Origin of the sequence: Pseudomonas flavocrustae, assembly GCF_029872515.1 — a bacterium.
In the GTDB taxonomy this organism is placed as follows: Bacteria; Pseudomonadota; Gammaproteobacteria; order Pseudomonadales; family Pseudomonadaceae; genus Chryseomonas; species Chryseomonas aestiva.
This window is the reverse complement of sequence record NZ_JAPDIQ010000003.1, coordinates 544,379-554,155: the sequence shown is the minus strand read 5'-3', so window position 1 is coordinate 554,155 and position 9,777 is coordinate 544,379. Positions and strand designations below refer to the sequence as shown.

Annotated in this window: 9 protein-coding genes; 2 read left to right on the top strand and 7 right to left on the bottom strand. The window is 69.5% G+C overall.

What is annotated here, in order from left to right; translation table 11 throughout:
- Positions 1-19 precede the first annotated feature (19 nt).
- The 7 genes from OMP44_RS10475 to OMP44_RS10445 form a co-directional block, all read right to left on the bottom strand.
- Entirely contained in the window at positions 20-706 is a 687-nt protein-coding gene (locus OMP44_RS10475; RefSeq protein WP_158896871.1) for a GntR family transcriptional regulator, read from the bottom strand.
- Between the two features lie 179 nt (positions 707-885).
- A complete protein-coding gene (locus tag OMP44_RS10470; protein ID WP_280307702.1) occupies positions 886-1,713 on the bottom strand; it encodes a phosphodiesterase in 828 nt (275 codons plus the stop codon).
- Between the two features lie 9 nt (positions 1,714-1,722).
- A complete protein-coding gene (locus OMP44_RS10465) occupies positions 1,723-2,754 on the bottom strand; it encodes an ABC transporter ATP-binding protein (protein ID WP_273862099.1) in 1,032 nt (343 codons plus the stop codon).
- Positions 2,751-3,545, bottom strand: a complete 795-nt coding sequence (locus tag OMP44_RS10460; RefSeq protein ID WP_280307700.1) for an ABC transporter permease — start codon at positions 3,543-3,545, stop codon at positions 2,751-2,753. Before OMP44_RS10460 ends, OMP44_RS10465 begins: the two co-directional genes overlap by 4 nt.
- A complete protein-coding gene (locus OMP44_RS10455) occupies positions 3,542-4,399 on the bottom strand; it encodes an ABC transporter permease (protein ID WP_273862097.1) in 858 nt (285 codons plus the stop codon). The genes OMP44_RS10460 and OMP44_RS10455 overlap by 4 nt, the downstream gene beginning before the upstream one ends.
- A 1-nt stretch (position 4,400) precedes the next feature.
- Positions 4,401-5,414 carry an ABC transporter substrate-binding protein gene (locus OMP44_RS10450; protein ID WP_252977136.1) on the bottom strand — a complete coding sequence of 338 codons (1,014 nt, stop codon included), beginning with the start codon at positions 5,412-5,414 and terminating at the stop codon, positions 4,401-4,403.
- On the bottom strand, positions 5,411-6,412 hold the full coding sequence (locus OMP44_RS10445) for a substrate-binding domain-containing protein (protein WP_187979479.1): 1,002 nt from the start codon (positions 6,410-6,412) through the stop codon (positions 5,411-5,413). Before OMP44_RS10445 ends, OMP44_RS10450 begins: the two co-directional genes overlap by 4 nt.
- Before the next feature lie 275 nt (positions 6,413-6,687).
- Between OMP44_RS10445 and OMP44_RS10440 the strand changes: the two genes are divergently transcribed.
- Both OMP44_RS10440 and OMP44_RS10435 read left to right on the top strand, forming a co-directional pair.
- Positions 6,688-8,442 (top strand): ABC transporter permease, encoded by a 1,755-nt coding sequence (locus OMP44_RS10440; RefSeq protein WP_187979478.1) that lies wholly within the window; start codon positions 6,688-6,690, stop codon positions 8,440-8,442.
- Between the two features lie 13 nt (positions 8,443-8,455).
- Positions 8,456-9,763, top strand: a complete 1,308-nt coding sequence (locus OMP44_RS10435) for an ABC transporter ATP-binding protein (RefSeq protein ID WP_273862095.1) — start codon at positions 8,456-8,458, stop codon at positions 9,761-9,763.
- Positions 9,764-9,777: the final 14 nt, after the last annotated feature.

The following is a 9,777-nucleotide window of genomic DNA, read 5'->3' as shown; positions in this document are numbered from 1 at the left end:
GGTGGGCAGGGCGGATGGCTCAGCGCGGGGGCGTACTTCGGGTCTGGTCGCCCGATCGTTCGATGAAGGTCAGCAGGTCGGGCACCGTGCCCTCGATGTGCTCGCGCAACACCCGCTCGGCTTCGGCGGCATCGCCGGCGCGCAGGGCGGCGAGGATGGGCGCGTGCTCGTCGCGGGCCGACTGGGGGCGATCGACGTGCAGCCAGAGCTGCATGTGCGGCTCGATCAGGGCATAGAGGCCATTGATCTGGCGCAGCAGCCGCGGCCGACCGGCCAGGCTGCACAGGTATTCGTGGAAGGCGCGGTGCTGGGCGACCCAGGCGCCGGGTTCCTGCTCGTCGTCCAGGTCTTCCAGCAGGCGTTCCAGGCGCGTCATCTCGCGGGGGCCGACATGGGGCGTGGCCAGGCGGATGGCCAGGCCTTCGAGGGCGCTGCGCATCTCGAACACCTCGCGCATGTCCTCTAGGTCCAGACCGCTGACCACCGCGCCGCGATGCGGCCGGAGGATCACCAGGCCTTCGGCGGCGAGGCGCTGGAAGGCGCTGCGCACCGGCATGCGACTCATGCCCAGGGTGGTGGCGATGTCCTCGGCGATCAGCCGCTCGCCATTGCGATAGTGCCCGGCGCAGATGGCCTGCAGCAGATGGCGATAGGCCTCTTCTTCGGCGCTCAGGGCAGTGGAGCGGGACAGGGCGGAGAGCGGCATGGACTGGCTTCCTGGATTTTTGTATCCAATCTGCCAAGGCAAGGCTCATGCCAGGGAGTCCAGTGCTTGCCAGCGCTGGGCCGCAGGACAGCGCCGTCAGGCGCCGGCGTTACCTTTTGCACCACCCTGGGTCGCAGCAGCGGCCGCTCTGCTACCTCAGGACCCGAAACGGGGCGGTGTCAGTCCAGCAACTGGCCATCGGCGGCGAAGAAGGGGTAGGGCCCCGGATAGTTGCCCAGCGGCAGATGGTGGGTCACCAGGGCCGCGTCCGCCCAGCGATGCAGCAGCAGGCCCGGCGGCTCCAGGCGGAAGCGCGACGGCGCCGCTTCGCGCAGGTCCAGGTCGACCTGGTGCGACACGCCGGGACAGACGCAGGCCAGGGTGCCGCCGAAGCGGCGCTGGATCAGCCGGTGCAGATGACCGCAAAGCAGCCGCTCCACCTGAGGATGGCGGCGGATCACGGCTTCCAGTTCAGCGCCGCCGTCCAGGCCGATGCGATCCATATGGCCGATGCCGACCGGGAACGGCGGATGGTGCAGGAGCACCAGGGTCGGCTGGTCGGGTGCCTGGCTGAGCTGGTCGTCGAGCCAGGCCAGTTGCGCGGCGTCGAGACGCCCCCCGTGCTCGCCGGGGATATGGGTATCCAGCCCGATCAGCCGTAGCGGGCCGCAGTCCTGCTGCCAGTCCAGGGTGCCCCGGGCCGGCAGATAGGGGTGATCGGCGAAGGCCGTGCGCAAGGCGGCGCGGTCGTCGTGATTGCCGGGGATGACGAAGAAGGGCATGGTCAGTTCGGCCAAGACCTCGCGCAGGGTGGCGTATTCCTCGGGGGTGCCGAAGTCCACCAGGTCGCCGGTGATGACCAGCGCATCCGGGCGCGGTTGCAGGGCGTTGAGGCGGTCCACCGCCAGGCGCAGGGCGCCGAGGGTATCGACCACCCCGTAGGACAGCCGGCCGCCGGCCTTGATGTGCAGGTCGCTGAGCTGGGCCAGCAGGAAGGGCGCGGACATGAGGATCTCCTAGGAAGCGAGGGTGAAGAGCGCGTCGGGACGCACGTTCAGGTGCAGCAGGTCGCCTGGTTGCGCCTGCAGGGGCTGGGCGGTGTCCACCAGCAGCGGCTGGCCGGTGCCCACTTCCACCAGCAGCCGCGAATGGGCGCCCTGGAAGAATTGCCCGACCAGGATGCCGGTGAGGTGCGCGGGCGTCGTGCTCGGCTCCAGGTGTTCCGGGCGACAGAACAGGGTGCTGGCAGCGCCGGTCCAGGGCAGCCGTCCGCCGGCGACCGCCACCTCGGCGCCGCTCTGGCCGCGCACCTCGAAGCGGTTGAGCTGGCCGACGAAACCGGCGACGAAGCGACTGGCCGGGCGCTGGTAGATCTGCGTCGGGGTGCCGATCTGGGCGATGCGGCCTTCGCCCATCACCACGATGCGATCGCCCAGGGCCAGGGCCTCCTGCTGGTCATGGGTGACATAGACCGCGGTGGTGCCGAGTTCGCGCAGCAGGGCGCCGATGTCGGCCCGCAACTGCTCGCGCAGCTGGGCGTCCAGCGCCGCCAGGGGTTCGTCGAACAGGAGCACCCGGGGGCGCGGTGCCAGCGCCCGGGCCAGGGCCACGCGCTGGCGCTGGCCACCGGACAGCTGCTGGATGCGCCGCTCGGCCAGGGCCTCCAGCTGCATCATGGCCAGCAATTCGGCGACCCGGGCATCGCGCTCGGCGCGCGGCAGGCCGCGGATCTTCAGGCCGTAGGCGATGTTGCCGGCCACGTCCAGGTTGGGAAACAGGGCGTAGTTCTGGAACACCATGCCGACGTCGCGCCGCTCGATGGGCAGGTCGGTGACGTCACGCTCGTCGAACAACACCTGGCCGCCGGCATCGGGCTGCTCCAGGCCGGCGATCAGCCGCAGGGTGGTGGTCTTGCCACAGCCGGACGGGCCAAGGAACACCAGGGTCTCGCCCGGGTGGATGTCGAGGTCCAGGGGCTGCAGCACCTGGCGGCCTCCGGCAAAGGTCTTGGCGCAGTGGCGCAGGCGGACGGCGGTACCTTGGGTCATCGCAGGGCTCCACGGGAGAGACGGGCGCTGAGGGCCTGGAGGGCGACCAGCAGCGGCACGATCAGCAAGAGGAAGATCAGGGTGTAGGCGGAGCCCACCTCCAGCCGCGCCGAGGCGTAGCTGTCGGCCAGGCCCACCGGCAGGGTCTTGGTCAGGGGCGTGTGCAGCATCCAGGTGAGGTTGAATTCCCCCAGCGAGAGGGTGATCACCATGAGGCTGCCGGCGAGGATGCCGGCGCGGGCATTGGGCACCACCACGCCGAAGAAGCGCCGCCAGGGACCGGCGCCCAGGCTGGCTGCGGCTTCCTCCAGCTGCGGCAGCTGGCTGCGCCTGAGCACCGCCATCACCGGGCGGATCAGGAAGGGCAGGGTGAACAGCAGATGGCCCACCAGGATGATCGCCGGGCTGCGGCGAAAGCCGCCGAGATGGCCGTAGGTCAGCAGCAGCGCCAGGGCCGAGGCGAAGCCGGGCAGGGCCACGGGCAGCACCAGCAATTCCTCGAAGGCGCGAGCGAAACGGTTGTCCAGCCGGACCAGGGCATAGGCCGCCGGGACGCCGAGCACGACCGCGAGGACCGCCGTCCCCAGCGCCAGTTGCAGCGACAGCCAGACGGTGGGGGCATAGGCCTGCCAGACCTGCAGCACCCAGTCCAGGGTGAGGCCGCTGGCGAGGCCCTGGAAGTAGTTGCGGGTGAGGCCGGCCAGTACCGAGAGCAGCACCGGCACCAGCAGGAAGGCGGCCACCAGCAGGGTGAACAGCAGTTGCAGCCAGAAGCGCAGGGGGCGATTCATCGCAAATCTCCCTGGACACCGCCGAGGCGCCGGGCCAGCAGCAGGACCAGCCAGGTGACGAGGCCAAGCACCACCGAGAGCGCCGCGGCGACGCCGAAGTTGGCGAAGTTGGTGAAGGTGTCGTAGATGGCGATGGGCGTTACCGCCAGGCGCGTGCCGAGGGTGAAGGCGGTGCCGAAGGCGCCCATGGCGGTGGCGAAGCACAGCGCGCCGCTGGACAGCAGCGCCGGGGTCAGGCCGGGGATCAGCACATCGCGCACCACGGCGAAGAGCCCGGCACCCAGGGAGCGGGCGGCTTCTTCCAGACTGGTATCGAGGGTCTCGCAGGCCGCCATCACCGTGAGGATCACCCGCGGAATGGAGAAATAGAGATAGCCGAGAAACAGCCCGAACAGCGAATAGGCGAACACCCAGGGCTCACCGAACAGGCCGCGGCCAAGGCTGGCGAACAGACCCTGGCGACCGCCCAGCAGGATGATCAGGAAGCCCACCACCACGCCGGGAAAGGCCAGCGGAAAGGTCAGCAGCGCCACCAGCAGGCTGCGCCCAGGGAAGGCATGGCGCGCCAGGAAGCAGCCGGCGAGGCCGGCCACCAGCAGGGTGGCCAGGGTGGTGACGGCGGCCAGGGCCACCGTCTGGGCCAGTCCGGACAGATAGCCGGCGCTGGTCAGCACCTGCCAGTAGCCGGAGCTGCCGGCGGCGTCCGGGCGGGCGCCGAGCACCAGCAGGTGGGTCAATGGCAACAGCCAGAAGGCCAGCAGGAAGGCGCTCGCCGGTGCCAGGGCGACCAGCACCGGCCAGGGCAGCCGGCGCGGCACCCGGCGGCGCCCGAAGGAAACGGCGAGGCCCTGCATCTCAGCGCACCTCGGCCTGGTAACGCTTGGCGAAGGCTTCCTGGACCGCGGCCATGTGACCGTAGTCGACGGTGCCGGCGCGGGCATAGTCGGCGGCGGGCAGGAAGCGCGCCTTCACCTCGGCCGGCAGCGGCACGTCCCGCACCGGCCGCAGATAGGCCTGGGCCCAGAGCGCCTGGCCCTTGTCCGACAGCACATAGTCCAGCACCTTCTCGCCATTGGCGCGGTGCGGCGCGCCCTTCACCAGGCTCATGGTGTAGGGCACGGTCAGGCTGCCTTCCTGGGGAATGACGAAGGCCACCGGGGCGTTGTCCTTGTAGCGGGCGCGGTAGGCGTTGAAGTCGTAGTCCACCAGGATCGGGATCTCGCCGGAGAGCAGGCGGGCATAGGCGGTCTGCTTGGGCACGATGGGATCGTTGGCCGCCAGTTTCTTGAAGAAGGCCATGGCCGGACCGAAGTCGTCGAGGTTGCCACCCAGGGCCTGGTTGAGCGCTACCGCGGTGACGTAGCCGACGAAGGCGCTGGACGGATCCAGGTAGCCCACCAGGCCGCGGTACTCGGGCTTGAGCAGGTCGGCCCAGCGCTGTGGCACCGGCTTGCCGCCCAGGGCCTGGGTATTGACCATGAAGCCGAGGGTGCCGGAATGGATGGCGGTCCATTCACCCTGGGGGTCCTTGAGGCCGGTCGGAACCTGGTCCCAGTGCTTGGGCTGGTAGGGCTGCAGCACCCCGGCCTTGTCGGCCTGGATGCCGAAGGTCACCCCGTAGTAGACGACGTCGGCCACCGGGGCTTCGCGTTCGGCCACCAGCTGGGCCAGCGACTGGCCGGAATTCTTGTTGTCCTGGGGGACCTCGATACCGGTGTCGGCGGCGATGGCCTTGAGCTGGGCACCCCAGTCGGCCCACTCCAGCGGGCAGTTGTAGCAGATGGCGGTTTCGGCGGCCTGGGCGCTGGCCAGGCCACAGGCCAGGGCGACGCCGGCCAGGAGACGACGCAAGGGGAAGGGTGATTTCATCGGTAGGGCTCCTTCAAGGGGCCGGCACTGGTGCCGGGACGGACGAGGCAGGGCAGACACTGCTGGTGGGTGGCACTGCCGGCGATCAGCGCCAGCAATTCGGTGACGAGCACGGCGCCCAGGCTCTGCAAGGGCTGCATGACGCTGCACAGGCTGGGTTCGAGACGGGCGCCCATGGCGATGCCATCGAAACCCACTACCGAGAGTTGATCAGGCACGGGCACCCCGTGGCGCTGCAGTTCGGCGATGACGCTGATGGCCAGCAGGTCGTTGGTGCAGAGCAGGGCGGTCGGGGCGTGACGCTCCAGCAGCGGCGCCAGCTCCGCCCAGTCGGCGTCGGTGTGGCTGGCCAGCTCCAGGCGCGGCAGCGTCGGCAGGCCGGCGGCGGCCATCGCCTGGCAATAGCCGGCGAAGCGGCGCTCGCTGCGATCCGACTGCTGGGCCGGCCCCGAGACCAGGGCGATGCGGCGGTGCCCCAGGCCAAGCAGGTGCTCGGTGGCCATGGCCATGCCCTGGCGGTTGTCCACCGCCACCGCCGCATAGGGACGCTGGGGTTCGTGATAGGCCAGGATGAAGGGCGTCCGCTCCTGGCTCAGCTCGGCCAGCACCTCGCTGCGGTCGGCGTCGGCCACCGTCAGTACCAGGCCGGCGACGCGCTGGCGCAGCAGTTCCTCCACCACCGCCGCTTCGCGCTCGGGCTGGTAGTCGGTGGTGGCGATCACCAGCGAATAGCCCTGGCTGCGCGCGGTGCGCTCCATGGCGTGCAGCTGTTCGGCGAACACCGGGTTGAGCAGGCTGGGCACCACCACGCCGATCAGCCGGGTGCTCTGCTGACGCAGCTGGCGGCCCAGCAGATTGGGACGGAAATTGAGACTGCGCGCGGCGTCCAGCACCCGCTGACGGGTGCTCTCGCGCACCTGCTCGGGCGTGGCGAAGGCGCGCGCCGCCGTGGCCCGGGAGACCCCCGCCTGTTGCGCTACCTGTTTCAGATCGGTCATGCCGGCCTCGTTTGAGATCGATCTCATTGGCGGTAGACAATGCCGGCGGCAGATGTCGGGAGGATGACAGCGAGATGAAGCTTCTGCTCTGGCGCCGGGCCCGGGCGCGGATGGCAGCAGGCGAGGGCGGGCCTGGGCGGGATATACCTTGGTATAGCCAGGCGTCCTTCGTTTCGATGGCTGGGACGGGATGGCGAGCCTAGATTAGCCCGGTGTCCGGACCCTGCGCGGCAGGGCCGGACACTCTCCCAAGGCCCCCTGCAAAGAGGTACGCCATGAAGACCCTTCCTGGCCTCTACACCCCCGCCGTGGCGCCGCGCTCGCTGCGGCAACGTCCCGCTTCCCTGTGGGCCGATGCCCTCTGCCTGGCCCTCGGGCTGATCGCCCTGGCGCTGATCTGGCATGGCGTCGCCGAGATGCGCGCGCCCCTGGCCGTGCTCGACGCCGATCCCATGACCCTGGACCTGGCGCGGCTGCCCGAGTACGCCCTGCGCACCACCCTGCGCATGTTCATCGCCCTGGGCGCCTCGCTGCTGTTCACCTTCGTCTTCGCCACCCTGGCGGCCAAGAGTCGCAAGGCGGAGCTGCTGATCCTGCCGGCCATCGACATCCTGCAGTCGGTGCCCATCCTCGGCTTCCTGACCTTTACCGTCAGCTTCTTCCTGGGCCTGTTCCCGGGGCGGCAACTGGGCGCCGAGTGCGCCGCCATCTTCGCCATCTTCACCAGCCAGGCCTGGAACATGGCGTTCGGCTTCTACCAGTCGCTGCGTACCGTGCCCGAGGACCTGCAGCAGGTGAGTCGCCAGTTCGGGCTGTCGCCCTGGCGGCGGTTCTTTCGCCTGGAGCTGCCGTTCGCCATCCCCGGTCTGGTATGGAACACCATGATGTCCATGTCCGGCGGCTGGTTCTTCGTGGTGGCCTCGGAAGCCATCACCGTGGGCGACAACACCATCAACCTGCCGGGCATAGGCTCCTGGCTGGCGCTGGCCATCGCCCGGCAGGACATTGCCGCCATCGGCTGGGCGGTGCTGGCCATGGGACTGGTGATCCTGGTCTACGACCAGCTATTCTTCCGCCCGGTGGTAGCCTGGGCCGATCGCTTCCGCGTCGAGCAGACCGCCAGCCAGCAGGTACCGCGCTCCTGGGTCTACGACCTGGTCCGCCGCGCGCGCCTGGGCCGCATGCTGGGTGGCTTCGGCAGCTTCTGCATCCAGCTCGCCACCCCGCGGATCCGCCGCCCCTGGCCGCACTGGCACCTGGCGCCGCAAAGCCGCGCCTGGCTGCAACGCGGGCTGGACGTGCTCTGGTACGGCGCGCTGCTGCTGGTGCTGCCCTATGGCATCTATGCGCTGTATCGCTTCATCGCCGCCGACGTCTACTGGGTGGAAGCGGTCTCGGTCCTGGGCCTGGGTCTGCTGACCATGGCCCGGGTGCTGTTGCTGATCGCCGTCGCCAGCCTGATCTGGGTGCCCATCGGCGTCTGGATCGGCCTGCGCCCGGGCTGGTCGCAGCGTTTGCAGGCGGTGGCCCAGTTCCTCGCCGCCTTTCCGGCCAACGTGCTGTTCCCGGTGGCGGTGGTGGGCATCGTCAGCTTCCACCTCAATCCGGACATCTGGCTGTCGCCGCTGATGGTGCTGGGCACCCAGTGGTACATCCTGTTCAACGTCATCGCCGGCGCCAGCGTGCTGCCCAACGACCTGCGCGAAGCGGCCCGGCTGTTCGGCCTCAGGCGCTGGCAGTGGTGGCGGCAGCTGGCCCTGCCGGCGATCTTTCCCTACTACGTCACCGGCGCCCTGACCGCCGCGGGCGGTTCCTGGAACGCCAGCATCGTCGCCGAGGTGGTGAGCTGGGGCAACGAGCGCCTGCAGGCCCATGGCCTGGGTGCCTACATCGCGCAGATGACCACCGCCGGCGACTTCCCCCGGGTCGCCTTGGGCATCGTGGTGATGTCGATCTTTGTCCTCGGTTTCAACCGGCTGCTCTGGCGGCCCCTGTATGCCTACGCCGAACGGCGTCTGCGGCTCGATTGAGAGGAGAACCGCCATGAACCTGACCACCCTGAACCCGCGTCCGCTCATCGACGTGCAGAAGGTCCGCCAGCTGTACGGCAACGCCGGTGGCCCGGCCCGGGTCGTGCTGGACGAAGTGTCCCTGACCCTGCACGAAAACGAGATCGTCGGCCTGCTGGGGCGCTCCGGCTCGGGCAAGTCGACCCTGCTCAGATCCATCGCCGGGCTGCTCACCCCCAGCGGCGGCAGCGTCGCTTTCCCGCCCAAGGACGACGGCCAGCGCGCCCGGGTCAGCATGGTGTTCCAGAGCTTCGCGCTGTTTCCCTGGCTCACGGTGCTGCAGAACGTCGAGATCGGCCTGGAAGCCCTGCACGTGCCGCTGGACGAGCGCCGTCGCCGCGCCCTGGCCGCCATCGACCTGATCGGCCTGGACGGCTTCGAGAGCGCCTATCCCAAGGAGCTCTCCGGCGGCATGCGCCAGCGTGTCGGCCTGGCCCGTGCCCTGGTGGTGCACCCGGACGTGCTGCTGATGGACGAACCCTTCTCGGCGCTGGACGTGCTCACCGCCGAGACCCTGCGCACCGACCTGCTCGACCTTTGGGTCGAAGGGCGCATGCCGATCCGCTCGATCCTCATGGTCACCCACAATATCGCCGAGGCGGTGCTGCTCTGCGATCGGGTGCTGATCTTTTCCAGCAATCCCGGCCGCGTCGCCAGCGAGATCCGTATCGACTTGCCGCAGCCGCGCAATCGCCATGATCCGGCTTTCCGCGAACTGGTGGAGGAAATCTATGTGCGCATGACCGGCGAGACCACGCCGGCACCCCACGAAGGGGGCGTTCCCGGCAACGGCCTGGGCATGCGGCTGCCGACCGTGTCCACCAATGCCCTGGCCGGTCTGCTGGAGGCGGTCCAGGCCGCGCCCTACGACGGTCGCGCCGACCTGCCGGAACTGGCCGGCGGGCTGGGCTATGCACTGGACGAGCTCTTTCCCCTGGCCGAGGTGCTGCAACTGCTGCGCCTGGCGGTCCTCGAAGGTGGTGATCTGCGTCTGCTGCCGGCCGGGCGCGCCTATGTCGAGGCGGGGGTGGACGTGCGCAAGCAGCTGTTCGCCCGCCAGTTGCTCAACTTCGTGCCCCTGGTGGCCCATATTCGCCGGGTGCTGGACGATCGCCAGGGTCACACGGCGCCGGCGCGGCGTTTCCGCGACGAGCTGGAGGACTTCATGGACGAAGCCGACGCCGCCCGCACCCTAGGCAGCGCCATCCAGTGGGGGCGCTACGGTGAACTCTTCGCCTATGATCAGGCGGCCGATATGTTCAGCCTGGAAAACCCGGGCTAGGCACGCCTTCGAAC

What these genes read in the sequence shown, in the direction of transcription:
- OMP44_RS10475 (WP_158896871.1), bottom strand. Translation starts at nt 706, where the DNA reads ATGCCGCTCTCCGCCCTGTCCCGCTCCACTGCCCTGAGCGCCGAAGAA.
- OMP44_RS10435 (WP_273862095.1), top strand. Translation starts at nt 8,456, where the DNA reads ATGAACCTGACCACCCTGAACCCGCGTCCGCTCATCGACGTGCAGAAG.
- OMP44_RS10450 (WP_252977136.1), bottom strand. Translation starts at nt 5,414, where the DNA reads ATGAAATCACCCTTCCCCTTGCGTCGTCTCCTGGCCGGCGTCGCCCTG.
- OMP44_RS10470 (WP_280307702.1), bottom strand. Translation starts at nt 1,713, where the DNA reads ATGTCCGCGCCCTTCCTGCTGGCCCAGCTCAGCGACCTGCACATCAAG.
- OMP44_RS10445 (WP_187979479.1), bottom strand. Translation starts at nt 6,412, where the DNA reads ATGACCGATCTGAAACAGGTAGCGCAACAGGCGGGGGTCTCCCGGGCC.
- OMP44_RS10460 (WP_280307700.1), bottom strand. Translation starts at nt 3,545, where the DNA reads ATGAATCGCCCCCTGCGCTTCTGGCTGCAACTGCTGTTCACCCTGCTG.
- OMP44_RS10465 (WP_273862099.1), bottom strand. Translation starts at nt 2,754, where the DNA reads ATGACCCAAGGTACCGCCGTCCGCCTGCGCCACTGCGCCAAGACCTTT.
- OMP44_RS10440 (WP_187979478.1), top strand. Translation starts at nt 6,688, where the DNA reads ATGAAGACCCTTCCTGGCCTCTACACCCCCGCCGTGGCGCCGCGCTCG.
- OMP44_RS10455 (WP_273862097.1), bottom strand. Translation starts at nt 4,399, where the DNA reads ATGCAGGGCCTCGCCGTTTCCTTCGGGCGCCGCCGGGTGCCGCGCCGG.